General features: G+C 40.4%; 17 protein-coding genes. 10 read left to right on the plus strand and 7 right to left on the minus strand.

Going from position 1 to position 21,974, the window contains the following annotated elements; genetic code table 11:
- Positions 1-1,047: a porin gene (locus WAA86_RS12150; RefSeq protein ID WP_337301279.1), complete on the plus strand. Its 1,047-nt coding sequence runs from the start codon at positions 1-3 to the stop codon at positions 1,045-1,047.
- Positions 1,048-1,111: 64 nt separating this feature from the next.
- On the opposite strand, the gene WAA86_RS12155 is transcribed toward WAA86_RS12150, so the two are convergent.
- Entirely contained in the window at positions 1,112-1,759 is a 648-nt protein-coding gene (locus WAA86_RS12155; protein WP_337301280.1) for a DUF1684 domain-containing protein, read from the minus strand.
- A 190-nt stretch (positions 1,760-1,949) separates the two neighbouring features.
- On the opposite strand from WAA86_RS12155, the gene WAA86_RS12160 reads away from it, so the two are divergent.
- Both WAA86_RS12160 and WAA86_RS12165 read left to right on the plus strand, forming a co-directional pair.
- Positions 1,950-3,170, plus strand: coding sequence for an MDR family MFS transporter (locus tag WAA86_RS12160; RefSeq protein WP_337301281.1), 1,221 nt, complete (start codon positions 1,950-1,952; stop codon positions 3,168-3,170).
- Positions 3,154-3,897, plus strand: coding sequence for a DJ-1/PfpI family protein (locus WAA86_RS12165; protein ID WP_443217590.1), 744 nt, complete (start codon positions 3,154-3,156; stop codon positions 3,895-3,897). The genes WAA86_RS12160 and WAA86_RS12165 overlap by 17 nt, the downstream gene beginning before the upstream one ends.
- Here WAA86_RS12165 and WAA86_RS12170 read toward each other — a convergent pair.
- Both WAA86_RS12170 and WAA86_RS12175 read right to left on the minus strand, forming a co-directional pair.
- Positions 3,884-5,296 carry an alpha/beta hydrolase gene (locus WAA86_RS12170; RefSeq protein ID WP_337301282.1) on the minus strand — a complete coding sequence of 471 codons (1,413 nt, stop codon included), beginning with the start codon at positions 5,294-5,296 and terminating at the stop codon, positions 3,884-3,886. The two genes, WAA86_RS12165 and WAA86_RS12170, sit on opposite strands and share 14 nt — an antisense overlap.
- A gap of 138 nt (positions 5,297-5,434) precedes the next feature.
- Positions 5,435-5,890, minus strand: coding sequence for an Lrp/AsnC family transcriptional regulator (locus tag WAA86_RS12175; protein WP_337301283.1), 456 nt, complete (start codon positions 5,888-5,890; stop codon positions 5,435-5,437).
- A gap of 119 nt (positions 5,891-6,009) precedes the next feature.
- Here WAA86_RS12175 and WAA86_RS12180 point away from each other — a divergent pair, with 119 nt between their 5' ends.
- Positions 6,010-6,447 (plus strand): hypothetical protein, encoded by a 438-nt coding sequence (locus WAA86_RS12180; RefSeq protein WP_337301284.1) that lies wholly within the window; start codon positions 6,010-6,012, stop codon positions 6,445-6,447.
- Between the two features lie 61 nt (positions 6,448-6,508).
- Here WAA86_RS12180 and WAA86_RS12185 read toward each other — a convergent pair whose 3' ends face one another.
- Positions 6,509-9,943, minus strand: a complete 3,435-nt coding sequence (locus WAA86_RS12185) for a methylmalonyl-CoA mutase family protein (protein WP_337301285.1) — start codon at positions 9,941-9,943, stop codon at positions 6,509-6,511.
- Positions 9,944-10,086: 143 nt separating this feature from the next.
- Here WAA86_RS12185 and purU point away from each other — a divergent pair, with 143 nt between their 5' ends.
- From purU to WAA86_RS12210, 5 genes are all read left to right on the plus strand, one after another.
- The gene (purU, locus tag WAA86_RS12190; protein ID WP_337301286.1) at positions 10,087-10,938 is read left to right on the plus strand and encodes a formyltetrahydrofolate deformylase; all 852 of its coding nucleotides are present in this window, start codon (positions 10,087-10,089) and stop codon (positions 10,936-10,938) included.
- A gap of 75 nt (positions 10,939-11,013) precedes the next feature.
- A complete protein-coding gene (locus tag WAA86_RS12195) occupies positions 11,014-11,721 on the plus strand; it encodes a DUF4197 domain-containing protein (RefSeq protein ID WP_337301287.1) in 708 nt (235 codons plus the stop codon).
- Positions 11,722-12,142: 421 nt separating this feature from the next.
- Positions 12,143-13,654 carry a helix-turn-helix domain-containing protein gene (locus WAA86_RS12200; RefSeq protein ID WP_337301288.1) on the plus strand — a complete coding sequence of 504 codons (1,512 nt, stop codon included), beginning with the start codon at positions 12,143-12,145 and terminating at the stop codon, positions 13,652-13,654.
- A 328-nt stretch (positions 13,655-13,982) separates the two neighbouring features.
- Positions 13,983-17,192 (plus strand): SusC/RagA family TonB-linked outer membrane protein, encoded by a 3,210-nt coding sequence (locus tag WAA86_RS12205; protein WP_337301289.1) that lies wholly within the window; start codon positions 13,983-13,985, stop codon positions 17,190-17,192.
- A gap of 12 nt (positions 17,193-17,204) precedes the next feature.
- Entirely contained in the window at positions 17,205-18,632 is a 1,428-nt protein-coding gene (locus WAA86_RS12210; protein WP_337301290.1) for a SusD/RagB family nutrient-binding outer membrane lipoprotein, read from the plus strand.
- A gap of 88 nt (positions 18,633-18,720) precedes the next feature.
- Here the strand turns inward: WAA86_RS12210 and WAA86_RS12215 are convergent, their stop codons facing one another.
- Entirely contained in the window at positions 18,721-19,500 is a 780-nt protein-coding gene (locus WAA86_RS12215) for an alpha/beta fold hydrolase (RefSeq protein ID WP_337301291.1), read from the minus strand.
- Positions 19,501-19,732: 232 nt separating this feature from the next.
- On the opposite strand from WAA86_RS12215, the gene WAA86_RS12220 reads away from it, so the two are divergent.
- Positions 19,733-19,927 (plus strand): hypothetical protein, encoded by a 195-nt coding sequence (locus tag WAA86_RS12220; RefSeq protein ID WP_337301292.1) that lies wholly within the window; start codon positions 19,733-19,735, stop codon positions 19,925-19,927.
- A 6-nt stretch (positions 19,928-19,933) separates the two neighbouring features.
- Here the strand turns inward: WAA86_RS12220 and pyrF are convergent, their stop codons facing one another.
- A complete protein-coding gene (gene pyrF / locus WAA86_RS12225) occupies positions 19,934-20,755 on the minus strand; it encodes an orotidine-5'-phosphate decarboxylase (protein ID WP_337301293.1) in 822 nt (273 codons plus the stop codon).
- Positions 20,756-20,809: 54 nt separating this feature from the next.
- Positions 20,810-21,886, minus strand: a complete 1,077-nt coding sequence (gene prfA, locus WAA86_RS12230; protein ID WP_337301294.1) for a peptide chain release factor 1 — start codon at positions 21,884-21,886, stop codon at positions 20,810-20,812.
- Positions 21,887-21,974 lie beyond the last annotated feature (88 nt).

Consider the following 21,974-nt stretch of genomic DNA (forward strand, 5'->3'; position numbering starts at 1 on the left):
ATGAAAACGATTATCCATACAAATTACGTAAAAAAATTACTTTTTTTCGCTATAGCTTTATTGACCACTGGACTTTTTGCCCAGGAAGAGGAAGCAGAAACCAAACCTAAGTTTTCCTTGAGCGGATCTGTTGATGCCTATTACAGGGCCAACCTAAGTGCCCCAAATGATGAGGATGCCATAGCGCCTGGATCATCCTTTGCCAATCTTCCAGGATTTGCATTGGGCATGGCAAATGTAATTGCCAGCTATGAAGGGGAAGATGTTGGTTTTGTTGCCGACCTGGTTTTTGGCCCACGTGGAACCGATGCCATATTTGCATCCCCCATGTATTCCGCTACCGGAAATATCGTGAACCAGCTATATGTTTACTGGAATGTGAGCGATAAGGTAACATTGACCTTTGGTAACTTCAATACCTTTTTGGGGTACGAGGTAATTTCGCCCGTAGCAAACTTTAACTATAGCACCTCCTACCTTTTCTCATATGGTCCATTTTCCCATACAGGCCTAAAGGCAGATTTTGATTTGGGCAACGATTGGTCGGCCATGGTTGCGGTTATGAACCCAACAGACCTTACAGAGTTCAATCCTACCGGAAACTATGCCTATGGAGCCCAATTGGGTTACAGCGGACAATATCTTAATTTCATTACCGATGACGGGGCTTATGAAATCGACTTTACTGGAGGTTTTGATGTTTCGGATGAGTTTTTCTTGGGAATCAATGCAGCGTATTTTGACAATGATGGCGTAGGATTCGCTGGCGCAGCATTATACCCACAGTATGCAACCTCAGACACCTTTACCATTGGTTTGAGAGGGGAATATTTCACGGAGACCGGTGACTTTGGAGCTATTGGAACAGGGGTCGAGGATTCCAGCGTATTTGCAGTTACCCTGACCGGAAGCGCCACTATTGGCAACCTCATGATCAAACCAGAATTGCGTTTGGACAGTGCTTCTGATGATGCCTTCATTGACAATGACCTTACTCCGACCAAGAGCCTATCCTCATTTGTCCTGGCAGCAGTATATTCTTTCTAAATTATAAGTAGCTTAGTTTATATTTCTTAAAGAATCCTAGCAGTATTTGCTAGGATTCTTTTTTTTAATCTGCCTTTGGTTCAAATGCCCTTAGTCCGGCCTTGACCTCAATGGGCAAAGTATTGATTTTCGGGACAATGGGGCAAGAATATTTTTTATTGTAAACGCAATAGGGATTATAGGCCCTATTAAAGTCGATGATCATACTACCCCCTTCGGGAATGCTCAGGTCGATATAGCGTCCGCCGGAATAGGTTTCCTCTCCATTGGTCTCATCCAAAAAGGGGAGAAACAGATAATCCTTATAATTCTCCTCCAACATCAGCTCTTGGTTCTGATAAACCTCCAATTCATATTTCTTACCCTTCAATACAAAGTGTGCCACACCATAGGTGACCTCTTGGGATACCCTATCCGTAGTTGTGGGCATCATAAATGGTACCGCCTCGGGAGTTCTTACAAATTTAGCGACAACCCTAAAACTCGTATCGGGTTGAAAAAAGGACAATCCCTCAAAATTCTTACGGTAGCGATCGGGAAGTGGCGACGTCTCTGGGTCTCTAAATTCTTGGTTCATTTTATGCTGAAATTCCAATATTTCGCCTACTGTCTTGGTTGTATCTGCGGCTGTTGCCCCCTTGGTTTCTGAATGGTATTTCTTGTCTTGGCATCCCAGGGCAAGTAAGAGCAAAAGCAAATAAAAAGTTCTCATGGCAATGAATTAAAGTCGTTGGAAATACAAAAATACAACATACCATATTTTTATCTAGTTTTGTTACTCCAAAGTAGGCAATGAAAAATTGATAGTTCGGAACAGCACATTTTCAAAACCAGAAATATCAATTGAAAAACCGAGAGTCTGACCGTTGCGTCGGGCTTTTTTTATGTCGGGCAACATACCCATGAAAAATATCTACCTCAGTTACACTGATTCCTTTAAGGGATTGTCCAAAGAAGTTTGGTGGTTGGCCCTGATCACGTTGATCAACAGGGCCGGAACCATGGTGATTCCTTTCCTATCCCTTTATCTGACCCAAAATTTAGGTTTTGCCCTAGATCATGTTGGGACCATTATGACCTGTTTTGGCCTTGGGTCATTGATCGGCGCGTGGATCGGGGGAAAGCTCACGGATATTATTGGATACTACAAGGTCATGCTGATCAGTCTAAGTTTATCTGGGGTGCTCTTTGTCGGATTGCAATTCTTGGAGGATTTTTATGCCATCTGCGGGGGTATCTTTATCTTGATGATCGTAGCGGATGCCTTTAGGCCAGCGGCTTTTGTAGCCTTAATTGCCTATAGCAAACCTGAGAACAAGACCAGATCGGTCACCTTGATACGGTTGGCTATAAACCTCGGCTTTTCTACAGGGCCCGCTTTGGGCGGTATCATCATAACCTCCATAGGGTACGCAGGTCTGTTTTGGGTAGATGGCATTACCTGCATTTCTGCCGGACTATTATTGTTTTACATATTGAATCCAAAGAAAGCCAGGGTCATGGACAACCAAAAAAACCTGAACCCGACTTCTGCCTACAAAGATTCCGCTTACTGGATTTTTATAGCTGCGATGGTCATGTTCGGTTTCTCCTTTGTGCAATATTTTTCTACCATCCCTATTTACTACAATAAGGCGTATGAATTGAGTGAACTGCAGATAGGTCTTATCCTGGCCATGAACGGTTTCCTTATTTTTGCCTTTGAAATGCCGCTCATCAAATACATGGAACGCAAACCATGGTCCAAAATCACCAACATGATCGTTGGGTTTCTACTGGTGTCCTTAAGTTTTTTGGTATTAAATCTCTTTTCATGGATAGGCATTCTCATTATTGGCATGTTACTTATGACCTTGGGGGAAATGATCGCCTTTCCCTTTTCCAATGCCTATGCCATGGAACGCTCAAAAAGGGGTAACCAAGGGGAATATATGGCTCTTTACAGTATTGCCTTCTCCTTTTCCCATGTTTTTGCCCATAATTATGGTATGCGCTCCATTGCCAATTACGGTTTTTCTATAACATGGTACGCCATAGTCATGATCTGTGTCTTTGGCATTATATTACTTTTACTATTGAACAGATACACCCAAACACATCAAAAAAATGAAAAACTCATTTAAAGTCTATGCGCTTATCATCTGTACCCTTTTCCTAGGATGCGGCCAACAAGAAGAAGCCCAAAATAGCATGCCAACAGCCGAAAGACAATTACCCAAAATAATTCCCCATAGATACAACGTAGCCTTTTTGGTGATGGATGGCACCTTCAATACGGAATTTACGGCACCCTTTGATATCTTTCAACATACCCAATACAGGGAACGAATCAAGTCGATGAACGTTTTTACGGTTGCCAATACCTTACAACCTGTCACGACCTTTGAAGGCTTGCGTATTTTGCCAGACTTTGATTACACCAAAGACAAATTGCCCCAAATAGATATCTTGGTAGTGCCGAGTGCGGAGCACCATTTGGATTCGGATCTAAAGGACACGACCATGATCAACTTTATAAAAAAGGTGGACCGGAACGCCCTATTCGTGACTTCCCATTGTGATGGTGCTTTTGTCTTGGCACAGGCAGGTATTTTGGACCATGTAACCTCTACAACTTTTCCAAGTGACATTGCGACATACCGCACTAAATTTCCACATTTAAAAGTAAAGGATAGCGTCCTTTTTGTTCACGATGGCAAATACATCACTTCGGCTGGAGGAGCCAAAAGTTTTGAAGCCGCCCTTTATTTATGTGAATATCTATATGGCAAGGAAATTGCCCAATCATTGGCCAAAGGATTGGTTATTGATTGGGACCTCAACAAAATTCCACACCTTATTGTTCCTTGATCTCATAACGGGCGTCGTCTAGATATTTGGTCACCAAATCATTGAATTCCGGGGTTATTCTCAGTAAGGCCGTGTGCTCTAGACTGTATAACGCTGTCTTGTCGGTAAACCCATTTTTCAGCAATTCTTCCGCATAAAAAAGAGCAGTGCCATAATCTTCCATTTTAGAACTGTAGGACACTACTTTCAGATAAGCATCGTATGACTTAGGGTTCGTAATGGTTTTTAGCATCAAAACAAATAGAAGGGCATCCTCATCTACCTTGGCTTCATTTGCCAATATATGCTCCATATCATCCACCAATGCATTTACAAATCCGTACAAACGCTTCCCCATTTGACGCTCTGCCTCATTTTGGCTTGACTCATATTTTTTCAATTCCTCCATTTGGTAATTCCACCATCCCAAATTATTAAAATTATAGGTCAGCACATCCTCCTCCAAATAGTAGTTGTAATCCTCCTTGATCAAGGATTCTTTAAAAAACATATTGCTTTCGTTTCGACTTTGCGATCTAAAAAGCTTGTCCCTTTTTAAAGATTTCAATTTCTCCTTGAGATCGTCTCCTCTTTTGTGCACCCTGAACACGGACTGTGTTTCTTCTATCAATTTCTCTGCTTCCAACAATTTTTTGGATGCCATCAATTCTTCTATTTCCCTAAGGCTTTCGTCATAAATCTTTTGCACAAATGGCTCATCCAAGGCAATATTTCCTTTGGCCATAGCGGAGAGGGTGAAAATTTGCATGGCTTTTTGTAACTGGAGAAGTTCCTTTGACTTATCCCCATTGTTCAGCAAGAGCAATTGATTGGGAAATTTTAGCTTATTGAGCAATATTTCATCAGACAACATCATAGGGTAATTGTAATCCTCCTTACTGACAATGCCAATATAGTGAAACAAGTTTTTCGAACTCAAGACCTCTACATTCCCCAAAGTTCCACCAAAGGAAACTACACCTTCAATATTTGGAACAAATACAGGTATTACACTTGCAAGTCTTCCTCCACCGGATATTCCACCCGTATAAATTCTCTTGGCATGTATTGAAAAAAGCTGAAACGTCCTATTGAACATGCGATTCGAAATCAAGATATTCTTGGATATGGGCAAGGAATCATGGACATTGTTGGAGGCAGCCAAAATATACCCTTCTTGTTCTGCGGCTTCCTGAAAGAATCTTACCAACTGCCTACCCCTCCCCTCCTCATCGAAAAGAAATATGACGGGCCAATTTTTGGCATTGTCAAAATTCTTCGGCATATACAGGGCAAATGATTCTTGAATAGAATCATTGATGAATACCGAATCTGTAACTACTCCTTTTTTAAAGGTCAAATCTTGAGCAGCAACACTAAAGGTACTACTGATAAGCAAAAGGAAAATTATTTTTCTCATACCAATGGGTGCATCAAAAATCTAGCCAATTTGATTGCGAAATAAAGTTAATAAATTCCGTAAGGTCCATAGATTATATTCAGCAATAATTATTTAGACTACAAAATAGTATTTTGATAGCCACGAACATACACATCACTACATATTTCTTCGCTTTTTAATAGGTGCGTCCGAAACAACATCCGATAGGATAATATGTGTTCTGGTCTCTCCGTACTGAATCAATTTGTCTATAAAATGCTCCAAATGAAATTGATCTTTCAAAACCACCTCCATAATGATATTTTCATTTCCGGTAATCCGGTAACAGTTCAACACCTCCTCGAAAGTTCCTACGGTATCCAAAAATGGCCTTAGTTTACCCATAAAAGCACGCAATGTAATAATGGCCCGCAATTGATATCCGGTTTGGGTATGCGACACTACGGCCTTATACCCCTCCAAGATACCCATGTCCTCCATTTTTTTTACACGCTCCGCAACAGCGGGTGGAGTCAGTCCCACTTTACGGCCAATATTTGCAAAGGATTCCCTTGCATTGTCCTGTAAACATTTCAGGATTCCCCAATTTAAATCATCAATCTTTACATTCAAATCTTTAAATTTAAAATAATTTATTTTCAATAGCTAAATTACATTATTACTTTTAAATCCAAAGATAATTTTGCTGATTACTACGTAATTTTATAATATAATCCTTATGGAAGTAAAAAATGTCCTATAAAAATTTACGCACGGTGCCTGTATATAGAAAGGCTTTGGAACTCTGCATGATGAGCAGGGAAATAGCTGCGTATGTTTCATATAACAAAGACCTGTTGTTATTGTACCAATCAAATAGCTTACGGGACATTATTGCAGATTCCCTGATAACCGATTCTATCCTTATCCCACAGAAAATTGCACAGGCGGAATGTACCGAATCCTATGATGTCCGAATAAAGAGCATTGCCCTGATCAATATAATGATTAGAAATATCCTTTCTTATTGCAATGGACTCGAAAAAGACGGTGTAAAGGAGAAAGAGTATATCAATTTATTGAGGGGAGAAATAAAACATTTCAGAAGGCTCTATAAAAAATGGAAGCGTTCTTTAAAAGGTGACCAAGGGGACACCAATTGGGGCCTGAATGAGTCCTTTGGATTTTAATTGGAAACCGATATTTTTCTATAAAAAAAAAGCCTCGATTTACATCGAGGCTTTTTTATTGCTACATATTTCTTCTGTATTGTCCTCCGACTTCAAAAAGAGCTTTTGTTATTTGGCCCAAGGAACATACTTTGGTGACCTCCATCAGCTTTTCAAAGATATTCTCATTATTGACTGCCCTATCCTGTAACTCCATCAACTCCTTTTCCACAATGGCATCATTTCGTTTGTGCAAGTTTTGGAGGGTTGCGATCTGCGCCTCTTTTTCTTCCTCAGTGGCCCTGATTACCTCTGCAGGTAGAATGGTAGGGGATCCTTTGGAACTCAAAAAGGTATTAACACCAATAATTGGGAACTCCCCAGTGTGTTTAAGGGTCTCATAATAAAGGCTTTCTTCCTGAATCTTGGAACGCTGATACATGGTTTCCATGGCGCCTAAAACCCCTCCCCTTTCTGTAATTCTATCGAACTCCAAAAGCACAGCTTCCTCCACTAAATCGGTCAATTCCTCAATAATGAACGAGCCCTGCAACGGATTCTCATTTTTCGCCAAGCCCAATTCCTTGTTAATGATCAACTGTATGGCCATGGCCCTTCTTACCGACTCCTCGGTTGGCGTGGTAATTGCTTCATCATACGCATTGGTGTGCAAGGAGTTGCAGTTATCATAGATCGCATACAATGCCTGCAAGGTGGTACGGATATCGTTAAAATCTATTTCCTGTGCATGCAAGCTCCTACCAGAGGTCTGAATGTGATATTTCAACATTTGGGCCCTAGGATCAGCTCCATATTTATGCTTTAAGGCCTTTGCCCAGATTTTTCTTGCTACCCTACCGATTACGGCATATTCGGGATCAATACCGTTGGAGAAGAAGAACGAAAGGTTAGGTCCAAATTTATTGATATCCATCCCTCTACTCAGGTAGTATTCCACATAAGTAAACCCATTGGACAGGGTAAAAGCCAATTGCGTGATCGGGTTTGCACCTGCCTCTGCGATGTGATATCCAGAGATGGAAACAGAATAGAAATTGCGGATCTCCTTCTGAATGAAATATTCTTGGACATCACCCATAAGTCGCAATGCAAATTCGGTTGAGAAAATACAGGTGTTCTGTGCCTGGTCCTCTTTCAAGATATCGGCCTGCACCGTTCCCCTAACTTGGTTCAGCGTGGTCTTTTTGATGTTGTCATAAATGTCTTTAGGCAAAACCTGATCCCCAGTGACCCCTAAAAGCATAAGTCCCAACCCGTCATTACCTTTGGGAAGTTCTCCAATATACTTAGGTCTTTCAACCCCCTTATCTTTGTAGATAGCATTGATTTTTGCCTCTACCTCCTTTTCTAGGCCATTCTCCTTGATGTACTTTTCACAATTCTGATCAATAGCGGCATTCATAAAAAATCCCAACAACATGGGAGCCGGGCCATTGATGGTCATACTCACAGAGGTCATTATCCCACTGAGATCAAAACCGGAATACAATTTTTTTGCATCGTCCAAACAGCATATGGAAACACCCGCATTTCCAATTTTGCCATAGATATCGGGCCTGTGATCAGGATCGTTCCCATAAAGGGTTACCGAATCGAATGCCGTGGACAAACGTTTGGCCGGCATACCAAAACTCACGTAGTGAAAACGCCTATTGGTACGTTCAGGACCTCCTTCACCAGCAAACATCCTCGTTGGATCCTCTTCTGTCCTTTTAAAAGGATAGAGTCCGGCTGTATACGGAAATTCCCCTGGAACATTTTCTTGCAAGGTCCAACGCAACAGATCTCCCCATGCCTTGTACTTTGGAAGCACTATCTTGGGAATGTCTACCTGGGACAATGATTTGGTATGGGTTTCTATCTTGATCTCTTTATCCCTTACCTTAAAGCTATAGACTGGGTCCTTGTATTTCTGGACTTTGGATTCCCAATTGATGATACTATCCCAATGATATGGATCCAGGTCCATCTTAACCCGATCAAACTCTTTTAAGAGCAATGCCATAAGCTGCCCATTTTCTGGGTGCTCTAAATTTAACTGTTCGTCATCTACACCAATTTTGGTCAGACCAAGAGCTCCATCTGCAAGACCTTCAAGGGTTTTATATATGCCGTATAATTGTTGCGCTACTTTTGATTGCGCATTGACCATCTCATCATAAGCCCTGTTATTCTCCGCTATTTCAGATAGGTACCTGGTTCTTGATGGAGGGATAACAAAAATCTTTTCGGTAATCTCATGGGTTGCCACAAAAGAGGAATTTAGGTCGGCATCCACTTTTTCCACCAGCTTGGCGGTTATGGCCCCATAAAGCCTGTTCATGCCAGGATCATTGAATTGGGATGCAATAGTCCCAAAAATAGGAAGATCCTCTTGGGGAGTGTCCCAGAGGTCATTGTTCCGCATATATTGCTTTTTCACATCCCTAAGGGCATCCAAGGAACCTCTTTTATCAAATTTATTGATAGCCACAAGGTCTGCAAAATCGAGCATATCAATTTTCTCCAATTGTGTGGCTGCCCCAAATTCTGGGGTCATCACATAAAGTGACACATCACTGTGCTCTATTATTTCGGTATCTGACTGCCCGATTCCGGAAGTCTCCAAGATGATCAGGTCAAATCCCGCGGCCTTCAATACTTGAACGGCCTCTTCCACATATTTGGACAACGCCAAATTGGATTGTCTTGTCGCCAATGAACGCATATAGACCCGGTCATCACTGATCGCATTCATCCTGATCCTATCCCCCAATAATGCCCCGCCAGTCTTTCTTTTGGATGGATCCACGGAAACAATACCAATGGTCTTTTCGGGAAAATCCAATAAAAATCTTCTAACCAATTCATCAACCAAGCTCGACTTTCCTGATCCTCCAGTTCCGGTAATTCCCAATACGGGCACCTTATTTTTTTTATGATCTACGGCAGAAAATTGAGATTTAAACTGATCATTTCTATTCTCCGCCAAACTAATCAAACGGGCCAAAGTATTCACATCCTTTTCTTCCAATGAGGCAACCAAAGATTTCCCTTTTGGAAGCAACAAAGAAGGAACAGGAAAATCACTTTGTGCTACCAGATCATTGATCATTCCTTGTAGGCCCATAGTTCTACCGTCATCAGGGGAATAGATACGGGTAATTCCGTAATCCATCAATTCTTTGATCTCTTCGGGAAGGATGACTCCACCTCCTCCTCCAAATATTTTTATATGCGATGCCCCACGTTCCTTGAGTAGATCATACATGTACTTGAAATATTCATTATGCCCTCCCTGATAGGACGTCATCGCTATAGCATTAACATCTTCCTGTATGGCACAATCTACGACTTCGGTAACGCTTCGGTCATGTCCCAAATGGATGACTTCCACTCCTGTGGATTGTATTATTCTACGCATTATATTGATGGCGGCATCGTGACCGTCAAAAAGAGATGCTGCTGTTACGATTCGCACTTTATTTTTTGGAGTGTAAGGCTTTATTTGTTCCATATGTAATTTAGAGACATTTTTAGATGCGCAATTTACGAAAAGTGCAAAGTATATAAAGTATAAATCGGAATATTATAAAAATACCAATGAGATTGAGTCTTCAATTCTGAATACCTTAATTTTACCCCTTAAAATGAACCATTTTGAAAACCACTATTCTAATCAATTGCCCAGATCAGGCCGGAATAATAAGCTCAGTAACAGGTTTTATTCATAATAAAGGGGGCAACATAATTTATATAGACCAACATGTGGACAAGCAGGCCGACGTTTTTTTTATGCGGCTGGAAAGTGAATTTGATGAAAACACCATTTCATTTGAACATTTCAAGTCCCAATTTGAGAAGCAAATAGCGGGTCCCTTCGATATGGATTTTAAAATTCACCTTAGTGGTATAAAACCCAAAATGGCCTTATTTATATCCAAGTACAACCACTGCCTTTATGATCTGTTGAGCAGATTTAATTCTGGTGAATTGGAGGTGGATATCCCCTTTATTTTGAGCAACCACAAAGATCTTCAGAATATTTCGGAACAGTTCCAGATTCCCTTTTACCATATTCCTGTAACCAGGGACAATAAAGAGGAAGCCGAGAACAAACATTTGGAGCTCTTGGAGCAACATGGAATCGATTTTATTGTGCTGGCGAGGTATATGCAGATCATCCCTCCCAAAACCATTGACCAATATCCAAATAAGATCATTAACATCCACCATTCCTTTTTACCAGCATTTGCAGGTGCAAAACCATACCACGCTGCTTTTGCAAGAGGAGTCAAAATCATTGGGGCTACCAGTCATTATGTAACGGAAGAATTGGATGCTGGCCCAATTATTGAACAGGATGTGGTTACCGTGACGCATGCACATACCATTAAGGATTTTATAGCCAAAGGTCAGGATTTGGAAAAAATAGTATTATCCAGGGCTGTAAAGTTGCACATCCAAAGAAAAACAATGGTGTACAATAACAAGACCGTTATTTTTTCCTAATTAAAACATCTTTGGCGACTTTATTGTAAGCCAAATGACATGTTATAAAATAAATTACATTACTAAAATATGGATATGATCAAAAAAATATTACTGATTACAGTGATTTTCCAACTCGTAGCCTGTGCGGAACTGCAGCAAGTTGTTGATCAGTTTCCCCAGGGAACCTACGGCATAGGCAATGAGGAAATAGCCAACGGACTAAGGGAAGCATTGGACAAGGGCATTGAAAGACAGGTCAGCAAGCTCACCAAGGAAGATGGCTATTACAGGAACGAATTGGTCAAAATATTGCTACCGGAAGAACTGCAAAAAGTAGACAGAACCCTTAGGGATGTTGGACTGGGCAGTCTTGCCGATGAAGGATTAAAAGTATTGAACAGGGCGGCAGAGGAAGCTGTAGGCGAAGCCACACCTATATTTATCAATGCCGTGAAAGGAATCACCTTTACGGACGCAAAAAATATTCTTTTGGGCAATGATGATGCTGCCACCCTATATCTAAAAAATACAACCCAAACAGAACTGTACAACAAATTCAATCCGATAATAAAAAATTCATTTCAACGGGTGGGTGCAGATAAAATTTGGAGCAATATCATCACGCGCTATAACAATCTTCCCCTAACCAACAATGTCAATCCCGACCTCACTGATTATGTCACCCAAGAGGCCCTATCAGGTGTATATACCATGATCGCTGTGGAGGAAAAGGAAATAAGGACCAATGTCTCCTCAAGGACTACGGCACTACTTCGCAAAATTTTTGCCTTACAGGACTGATAATGAGTTATTTTAATTGGAAATCTGACAATATTTTAAAAAAAAATTCGTTACTTTAAAGTATAGCTAACATAACGTAATGGTAATACTTATGTCAGCTCTATTTTCAAGTAAAATGCAATATTTGCATTGATTTATTTGAGTTAGTAATTTTTGAGTTAGTTAGTTTAAAACCGGTGGGAGCACCGGTTTTTTTATTCTGTACCTCCATAGCTACAAGGCCAATTACCAACCGGGAATTCCCAACAACCATTTTATACCAAAAATGCACACCCGCCCTTTGTGCCCGACCTAGGATCATCAAAATAATTACAATGGCACACTTTACTTTTGGTTGAAAATAGTGTCTAATCAATTTTAATGCAACATTGGTACTTCTTGTTAACAAATACCACTACTTTTGCCCGCTGAAATTGAATCTATGCTGTCGAGATTATTCATTATCCTTTCCTTCTCCTTTTTTCAACCTTTACTTGGACAATTTGAGGATGTCAAAACTGTTCAATGTGATATCAATGAATTGAGTAGATTGGCAACACAGAATATTTCTTCCCTAAGTGCAAATGAAGTATTTCAACTGGGTGTTTGCGAGTACAAATTCGAAAATTATGCAAAGGCAGAGGATTATTTCAAAAATGCCGAAGTAAAAGGTTTCAGCAATAGAGAACTTTTGATCACCTATTCCCAGCTTAATGAAATAGCCCTCAATAGCGCAATGAACAAAAGCAATGGTAATTCTACCAATAACAAGGGCGCCAAAGATGGAAATGCTAAAAAAAATGCTATGGTTACCAGTGCAACTTCCAACCAAACCATAGTAATCCACAATAATTCCCTTCAACATGAATTATTAAACTACCTTTTTATTATCATCTCGGCCATAGGAACCCTTATAGGATTGAGGTTAATATCGAAATATCAGAAAACAGATAGACATAATATTTTTTTAGGTCTATTCATTATAGGACTATCCTTAATGCTTTTTGAATTGGCTTTATATTGGTGGACCAATCTAAATTATCAACCCAAAATTTCATTTTTCCGGGTCCAATTTTTTATTTGGCTGCCTTCATTGTATGTATACCTGAAGCACAAATTAGATCCAACATCGTCCTTTTCCCCAAAACAAATAGTCACACACTACGGCATTTTCATCATTGCCTTTATATCCCTATTGTTTCTTGGAAACCTGAATCCTTCGGGCAATTCAATTACCACAAGCACCATCGCAATCTTTTTGAACAGCTTGTATCTCAAATCGGCCCATACCACCCTATATTTTATAATGCTGATCGGACTTTTTAACAAATACAAAGGCACAGTGAGCACTCCCAATAAAAATTGGATGGTATTGCTGTTGTCATTCATAGCCGTTATTTTGATATTGCTCTATATCAGGACTACTAGTGAGCAGATCAGTGATTTTGACTTTCTAACAAAATCCTTTGCCGCCATTCTATTATCGATCTTTATTTGTTGTTCAGGATTAATGCTCTATATAAGTCCACAAATCATTACCAATCCGGAACTGGCGGACAACAAAAGTGATGACCACAATCCAAAGTACAAGAATTCGGGACTTACAGAGGACATGCTTGCCACACTAAAGAGTGATTTATACGAGTTGTTGAAGCACAAGAAGCCACATCTGGACAATAATATTACCTTGGAAAAGTTGGCCCAGGAATTAAATACGGATCGCTATAGCTTATCGCAGGTCATCAATCAGGAGTTTGGCAAAAACTTTTACGAATTCATCAACGATTATAGGGTAGAAGAAACTATAAGCATTATAAACAATAGCACAGAAATCAAAACGGTCAATGATTTGATTTATGAGTCGGGCTTTAACAACAGGGTCTCTTTTTACAAGGCTTTTAAGAAGAGAAAAAACATGACTCCCATGGAATACATTAAATCCAAACACCCCTAAACGTTAAAAAAAAGCCACTACCCAACACTTTTCCTTAATATTTTAACTTTCATCGGTCATTCTTACATGCTGTTGAATATCAACCTGCTACAGAAACTGTAAGCGTTAACCTGCATCGGATTTAATTCATCTAGGTCGGGAACAATAAGATTAACAACCCTCTTCTGTTAATTTGCGCGCAGGTTAAAAGGCTAGCTACAATCATTGCTTCCATACCAGATGCTTTGCATTCATTTTTTATTTGAATTAGCTACTTATAAGAAATAAGCTAGCTTTTTTAACCTTACTAAAAACCTTTTTAATTAACTCAAATTTAATCTTTATGAAAATGAAGTATTTTCTATTTTTTAAGATTTTTCTACTGTCGCTCTTTGTGACCGCGCAGGAGAAAACTATTACGGGTACGGTTTCTGACCAGAATAATATTCCCTTGCCCGGTGCCAGTGTTGTGGTCAAAGGAACCTCAACCGGTACACAAACCGATTTTGATGGAAATTATGCCATACAAGCAAAATCCGGAGATGTTTTAGTATTCTCCTACATCGGACAAAAATCCGATGAAAGAACAGTTGGAGCTTCCAACGTTATCAATGTTTCCCTATTAGAGGACGCTCAGGCCCTGGACGAGGTGGTAGTTACTGCACTTGGTATCAGTAGAGAGAAAAAATCGCTGGGATACGCCACACAAGAGATAGGTGGAGATCAGGTAAGTACTGCTAAAGATCAAAACTTTGTAAACTCACTTTCTGGTAAAGTAGCGGGTGTTGATATTAAGAAAAGTTCAACCTTAGGTGGTTCTACCAACGTAATTATTAGGGGTTATTCTTCTATTACAGGGAACAATCAAGCCCTATTTGTAGTTGATGGTGTACCAATTAGCAACAGTACATTCAACACAGGCACACAGGCCACTGGAGGTGATGGTTATGACTACGGTAATGCCGCCAGTGATATTAACCCTGAGGACATTGAAACAATCAACGTTCTTAAAGGATCGGCTGCAACTGCACTTTACGGATCCAGAGCTGCAAATGGAGCTATCATCATCACCACAAAAAAAGGAACTTCCAAAAAAGGATTGGGTGTTTCCATCAATTCTGGAGTAACCTTTGGTAATTATGATGCTGATACTTTCGCAAAATATCAAGACGAATATGGTCAAGGTTACGGACCATACTACGGCGCTGGCTACATAGATTCGGCGGATGTCAATGGTGATGGTACCGATGACCTAACACCTCCAACAGGTGAAGATGGATCTTTTGGACTTCGATTTGATCCCAATCTATTGGTTTACCAATGGGACTCTTACTATCCACAATTGGATACTTACCTACAACAAAGTCCTTGGATTGCGGCTAAAAACGGTCCAGCCTCTATCTTTCAGACCAGTGTGACCAACAGTCAGAACGTTGCAGTAAGTCACGGTGGCGAAGACGGTAGCATGAGGATGAGCTATACAAGATTGGATCAGACCGGTATCATGCCGAACAGTGAGATCAAACGTCATACTGTAGATTTATCTGGTATCATGAATTTATCCGACAAATTGACCGTTACCGGTAAAGCTACGTACACTAAAAGTGGAGGCCTTGGTAGATATGGTACAGGTTATGATGCTGAAAACTTAATGACCAACTTCAGACAATGGTGGGCTGTTAATGCTGACTTGGAAGACCAAAGACAAGCCTATTTCGCAACGCGTCAGAATATTTCCTGGAACCCTAGCGGCCCTAACAGTTTAGGACCAAAATACTGGGACAACCCTTACTTTACACGTTATGAGAACTTCAACAATGACGAGCGCAGCAGATTGTTCGGATTTGGAAGTCTTTCTTATAAAGCTACTGATTGGTTAGAAGTTTTTGGTAGAGCTACAGTCGACACCTATTCTGAGATCAGAGAAGAGAGAAATCAAGTTGGAGGAATTGACACTCCAGAATATTCTAGAAGAAATATTAATTTTTCTGAATACAACTATGACTTGTTATTGAACTTCAACAAACAAATAACTGAAAAAGTTGGTGTATCCGGTGTTGTTGGTTCCAATTACAGACAAACCGTTAGCAATTCTGTTACCGCTGCCACAAATGGCGGATTGAAATTACCAGGTATTTTCGCACTTTCCAACTCCATCAACCCTATCGTATTTGGTGCGGGATCTGAATTTGATGCAGATGTTAGAGTAGTTGGTGTATTTGCAAACGCAAGCTTTGACTATGACAGCACAGTATACTTGGAAGGATCTTTAAGACAGGACACCTTCTCTACACTTCCTGATGGAAACAACTCTTTTTATTATCCATCCATATCTACCAGTTTTATCTTTTCCAATTTGTTTGATAGCAATGTCATCTCCTTTGGTAAGCTTAGGGCAGGTTATGCAGAGGTCGGTAACGGTGCTGAGCCCTATAACCTAAGAAACACTTACAACCCAATTGCTGGTTTTGGTGGTGCAAATCTATATTCCAATCCAAGTACTTCCAATAACCCCAACTTAAGGGAAGAAAGAACTGAAAGTAAAGAGATTGGTCTTGAAATGAACTTCTGGAGAAAAAGATTGGGCTTTGAACTATCTTTATACGAGCAGGTAACAAGTGATGGTATTATCCCAGTTGAGATTACGCCAGCTTCTGGATTTACCAACACGGTTGTTAACTCTGCACAGGTTTCCAACAAAGGTCTTGAACTTCAATTATATGGTTCTGCCATAAAATCTTCTGATTTTGAATGGAGAACTACCTTGAACTTCTCTACCTACAAGAGTGAGGTATTGGATCTATTTGAAGATTCTGAAAATATCTTGATCAACAGTTTCTTCGGTGTTTCCTTGAACGCTGCCAAAGGAGAAGCTTACGGTACACTAAGAGGTACAGATTATGTTTACCTAGATGGCGAGAAAGTAGTTGGCACCAATGGTAAGTATCTAAAAACAGCCTCCAACCAAGAAGTCCTTGGAGATATCAATCCAGATTGGAAAGCTGGTCTATCCAACTCTTTCACTTACAAAAATGTAAACCTTAGCTTCTTGATCGATGTTCAGGAAGGTGGAAGCGTATTTACGGGTGACCTTTACTTCGGTATGGCTACTGGTCTTTATCCTGAAACTGCAGGTCTTAATGATCTTGGAAACCCATTAAGAGACCCTGTTACAGGAGATAACACCTCTGGTGGCATCATACTTCCAGGAGTTCAAGCTGACGGCACTCCTAACACGGTTAGAGGTGATTTCACCACATATCAAAACCCATTGGGTAGGTATGGAAACGCACCAGATGCACAATTCGTTTACGATGCATCTTACGTAAAGCTTAGAGAAGTAACTTTAGGATATTCTTTACCTGCAAAAATCTTGAGCAAGCTACCATTCAACGCCGTAACCTTTACAGCTGTTGGTAGAAACTTATGGATCATTGATAAAGATTTACCATACGCTGATCCAGAGCAAAGTTTTGGAGCTGGTAACGTACAAGGTTTCCAAATTGGTGCCTACCCTTCAGTTAGGGAGTATGGATTCAACGTTAAATTAGACTTTTAAATTAGAAAAAATATGAGAAAATTAGTATTTATACTGCTTGCCGGTATTAGTATCTCAAGTTGTACCGAGGATATTACAGATTACAACAATGACCCTAAACTTCCAACAGTAGTTCCTGCAGCTACGTTGGTTGCTAACGCTGAAAAGAACTTGGCGGATAGGATAACCACCATCAGTGGATCCAATGTATTCAGACTATGGGCCCAAAGTTGGTCACAGGCTACTTATGTGGATGAATCCAACTATGATATCATAGGTAGGGACCCTTCTTCTGCTTATTGGACTGTTTATTACAACAATGTGATCAACGATTTGAAATCTGCAGTGACTATTATTGAAGCTGACGAGATTTTAGACGCTCAAACGAAAGCCAATCAATTGGCTATCATTGAGGTGATCAATGTTTATACCTACCAACATTTGGTAGATTTGAATGGAGATGTTCCTTATTCCGAAGCAGCGGATATCACAAATTTATTCCCTGTTTACGATGATGCAGAAACGATCTACTTGGATCTTTTGTCTAGAATTTCCGCCGCTCAAGCAGCATTAGCTGGTGGAGGAGAGTCATTTGGATCGAATGATATTTTCTACGGTGGAGATGTAGTGGCCTGGAGAAAGTTGGCCAATTCTGTAAAGTTGAGAATTGGAATGAGGCTTGCAGATGTTAATCCTTCTGTTGCAGCTACGGCCGTTAGTGAAGCTTTCAATGCAGGTGTTTTTGAATCAAATGATGATAACACCGTTATTCGATATGAATCTGCACCAACCGACAACAACAACCCACTTTACAACTTGTTCGAAACGAATAACCGTAGGGAAGACTACATTGCGAACAAAACATCTGTGGATATGTTGACCATGTTGAACGATCCTAGGATTGATGATTACTTTGCAGATAACGAGACTCCTTATATTGGTGGCCCTGCAGGTGCTAACAATGCCTATGCAAATTTCACCCATATCAACTTTGATATCGTTGGTGACCCAACATATCCTGGAACGATCATGGACTATGCCGAAGTTGCTTTCTTCTTGGCTGAAGCTGTGGAAAGGGGCTTTATTGCTGGTAGCGCACAAGCATTTTACAATGCAGGAATAGAGGCTTCTATCCTGTACTACGGAGGTACCAGCGCAGAGGTTACTTCTTACTTGGCTCAGACTAGTGTTAACTACCTAACAGCTACAGGTGATTACAAGCGCAAAATAGGAACTCAAAAATGGATAGCCTTATTCAATAGAGGATTTGAAGCTTGGACTGAATACAGAAGATTGGATTGGCCTACCTTGGCTTTAAGTGACCAGTCACAGTTGCCAGTTCCAAAGAGAATGATCTATCCTGTAACTGAAGTATCTGTCAACGGTGCCAATTACAATGCAGCCTCATCTGCTATTGGTGGAGATGACTTGTACACCCCATTATTCTGGGATGTGAACTAATTCACTTTAGTTCGTGACAATAAAAAAGGTCGACCACTTGGTCGACCTTTTTCTTTTTAAATTATAAGTTTAGAGTAGCCAAAGCCAATTACTTACTTGAAAGGTACCCTATCACGGTATCATTAAAAAATTTAGGCTGTTCTATATTCACCACGTGACCACAATTCTGCACAACGATAAGCTCAGAAGTTTTATGGGAATCTACAATTTTACGGATGGTGGGCAAGAACAGATAATCTTCCTCTCCCATTACATACAATGTGGGAATCCCGATTTCCATACTCCTAAAAAAGCGCAGTAAGGGATTGATCTCAGCCGTGAGTTTGAACCAACGTATAAATTCTTTTTGATATAGTTTTTTGGCTTCCCTTACAAAGAGCGACCTTGATTCCCTATGGTTTTTATTGGGCATGATCACAAAAGCAAAAAACTTGTATAACCATATATAGGGAACTACGGATTTCAGAACAACTCCGGTACGCATCAAGACTTGGGACCGGAAATTTAATTTCATGATAGCCCCTCCCATGATCATACTCTCCACTCTATCCGGATATTTCTCGGCCAAATTTCTGATCAAAATGGTACCCAAGGAGATGCCTACAAAATGGGATATTTTAATGCTCTCATGATCTACGACCTCAATGATATCCTTGGTTATTGAATCGAAAGTATACTTGTCATTGAACGCATCCTTCAGATGGGGTTTTGAGTCACCATGCCCCCTAAGGTCCAGAAGGAGTATATTAAAATGCTCCTTGAATTCCCTCACCTGTTTGTGCCAAATGGAAGAACTGCCACCTGCCCCATGGACAAAGGTGACCCACTTTAGTGAAGTTGGGTGTTTATACGTGCTATAGTTTAACAAACGATTTTTTTTTATAAAAGTAAATTAAAATCTTTTATCTACTGCCCAATACCGCATTTTAGGGACAATATGTTCCAAAGTACCGTTCCTTGTATAAACAACTCGCCATTTTCCATTATGTATCCCCAAAAAAAAGGGCATTTGGACAACCTGCCTGATTATTAGATATATAACAATTTATTAACAGACAAATTTCTCAATTTGCACCTATCTTTGAAAGAAAAAATAAACCATGGAAAATCAATACTGCAAGGTAGGTACTTCCACTCCCATAAGCAAGAGCAGCAATGCCATCAGCTTTCTGGAATATCAGTATGCCCTCTTTATGGAAAAGGCTTCACAGATCAAAAATTCAGACGCCAAACTAGGTGAATTTTTTGAGCTTAAGGCTTCAAAAATCAGTAAAATGCTCGAAGGGCTGTTGTAGGTATATTTAAAGTTCCTTTTTCAATTCTACTGCCATCTGCTCCTGTAGCGCTTCGGCCTTGATTCTCGCCGCCTCTGCAAAATCAGTATTAGAGGAGGCATAAATAATACCTCTTGACGAATTTACCAAAAGACCAACATCTTTGGTCATACCATATTTGCACACTTCACTAAGGCTACCGCCTTGGGCGCCCACACCTGGCACCAACAAAAAGCTATCGGGAATTATTTTTCTGATATCCGTTAAAAATGTAGCCTTGGTGGCACCAACCACATACATTAGGTTACCAGAATTTTTATAGGATTTGGAGGTGGACAGCACTTTTTTGTACAATTCCATACCATCTACCATTTGCGTCTGAAAATCAAAGGCCCCCTCATTTGAGGTCAGTGCCAATAAAATGGTATGCTTATCCTCAAATTCCAAAAAGGGTTCCACGGAATCCTTTCCCATATAAGGTGCAATGGTCACCGAATCGAATCCCAAGTCTTCAAAAAATGCTTTGGCATACATGGAAGAAGTATTTCCAATGTCCCCGCGTTTGGCATCTGCTATGGTAAACTGTTCCGGATAGTGCGTATTGAGATACTGTATGGTCTTCTCCAAGGATTTCCAGCCTTTTAAGCCATGAGCTTCATAAAAAGCAATATTTGGCTTATAGGCCACACAAAGATGGTGCGTGGCATCGATGATCGCCTTGTTGAATGAAAATATGGGGTCTTCTTCCGAAAGTAAATGTTTTGGGATCTTATGAATATCTACATCCAATCCTATACAAAGGAAAGATTGTTTAAGGCGTATTTGGTCTACTAACTCTTTATTGGTCATGGCAATGATGGTACTATAAAAAAAAACCAACTGTTCCCAGTTGGCTTCTATACTTTAAAAAATTTCAGAGGCTTCTTTTAGTTTCTCGGTATTTTCTACCAAGCTCAACTCATCAATGATGCGCTGAATATCTCCGTTCACAATATTGGACAAATCATAAAGGGTAAGTCCAATTCTGTGATCGGTTACCCTTCCCTGTGGGTAGTTATAGGTCCTAATTTTTGCGGAACGGTCACCACTGCTCACTTGGGAGTTTCTTTTGGCGGCATCCTCTTCCTGCTTTTTGGCAAGTTCCATATCATATAGACGGGAACGCAATACCCTGAAGGCTTTTTCTTTGTTCTTATGCTGCGATTTCTGATCTTGACATTGCGCTACCAAACCTGTGGGAAGGTGGGTTAATCGCACTGCAGAATATGTGGTGTTCACCGACTGGCCTCCAGGTCCCGAAGAACAGAAGAAATCGATACGGACCTCCTTGGGATCTATCTGTACATCAAACTCCTCCGCCTCAGGTAATACCATGACCGTTGCGGCACTGGTATGCACCCTTCCCTGAGTCTCTGTTTGTGGAACTCTTTGTACACGGTGCACCCCAGCTTCAAATTTCAGGGTTCCGTATACATCTTCCCCGTTCACTTCAAACTGGATCTCCTTATAACCTCCGCTGGTACCTTCGCTCAAATCGATGACATTGGTGCTCCAGCCTCTAGATTCACAATATTTGGTATACATCCTGAAAAGGTCTCCCGCAAAAATACTGGCTTCATCCCCACCGGTTCCGGCACGGATTTCCATGACCACATTTTTGGCATCCTCAGGATCCTTGGGAATCAGCATGAATTTTATATCCTCCTCCAGCTTTGGAATACCACTTTTGGCTTCCTCATACTGCATTTTAGCCATATCCACCATCTCTGGATCACTGCCATCGGCCAATATTTCTTCGGCTTCCTTCAAATTATTGGTCAGGGCAATATATTCCTCCCTTTTATCCATTAAGGCTTTCAGGTCTTTATACTCCTTGTTCAACTGCACATAACGCTTCTGATCCGAAATAATATCGGGTTGGATGATCAGGTCGGAGACCTCATCGAAACGCTGTTTAACGTAATTTAATTTATCTAACATATTCAAACTTCCCTTGGACTGCGAATTTACAATTTTTTTGGTGGCAAAACCATTCTAATCATCACGGCATAAAAATATGTTTCCACAG

This window comes from Sediminicola sp. 1XM1-17 (assembly GCF_037203765.1).
Taxonomy (GTDB): domain Bacteria; phylum Bacteroidota; class Bacteroidia; order Flavobacteriales; family Flavobacteriaceae; genus Sediminicola.

Excerpts from the sequence above, each read along its gene's own strand:
- WAA86_RS12150 (WP_337301279.1), top strand. The coding sequence starts at position 1 with ATGAAAACGATTATCCATACAAATTACGTAAAAAAATTACTTTTTTTC.
- WAA86_RS12155 (WP_337301280.1), bottom strand. The coding sequence starts at position 1,759 with ATGAGAACTTTTTATTTGCTTTTGCTCTTACTTGCCCTGGGATGCCAA.
- WAA86_RS12160 (WP_337301281.1), top strand. The coding sequence starts at position 1,950 with ATGAAAAATATCTACCTCAGTTACACTGATTCCTTTAAGGGATTGTCC.
- WAA86_RS12165 (WP_443217590.1), top strand. The coding sequence starts at position 3,154 with ATGAAAAACTCATTTAAAGTCTATGCGCTTATCATCTGTACCCTTTTC.
- WAA86_RS12170 (WP_337301282.1), bottom strand. The coding sequence starts at position 5,296 with ATGAGAAAAATAATTTTCCTTTTGCTTATCAGTAGTACCTTTAGTGTT.
- WAA86_RS12180 (WP_337301284.1), top strand. The coding sequence starts at position 6,010 with ATGTCCTATAAAAATTTACGCACGGTGCCTGTATATAGAAAGGCTTTG.
- WAA86_RS12185 (WP_337301285.1), bottom strand. The coding sequence starts at position 9,943 with ATGGAACAAATAAAGCCTTACACTCCAAAAAATAAAGTGCGAATCGTA.
- WAA86_RS12195 (WP_337301287.1), top strand. The coding sequence starts at position 11,014 with ATGATCAAAAAAATATTACTGATTACAGTGATTTTCCAACTCGTAGCC.
- WAA86_RS12200 (WP_337301288.1), top strand. The coding sequence starts at position 12,143 with ATGCTGTCGAGATTATTCATTATCCTTTCCTTCTCCTTTTTTCAACCT.
- WAA86_RS12205 (WP_337301289.1), top strand. The coding sequence starts at position 13,983 with ATGAAGTATTTTCTATTTTTTAAGATTTTTCTACTGTCGCTCTTTGTG.
- WAA86_RS12210 (WP_337301290.1), top strand. The coding sequence starts at position 17,205 with ATGAGAAAATTAGTATTTATACTGCTTGCCGGTATTAGTATCTCAAGT.
- WAA86_RS12220 (WP_337301292.1), top strand. The coding sequence starts at position 19,733 with ATGGAAAATCAATACTGCAAGGTAGGTACTTCCACTCCCATAAGCAAG.
- pyrF (WP_337301293.1), bottom strand. The coding sequence starts at position 20,755 with ATGACCAATAAAGAGTTAGTAGACCAAATACGCCTTAAACAATCTTTC.
- prfA (WP_337301294.1), bottom strand. The coding sequence starts at position 21,886 with ATGTTAGATAAATTAAATTACGTTAAACAGCGTTTCGATGAGGTCTCC.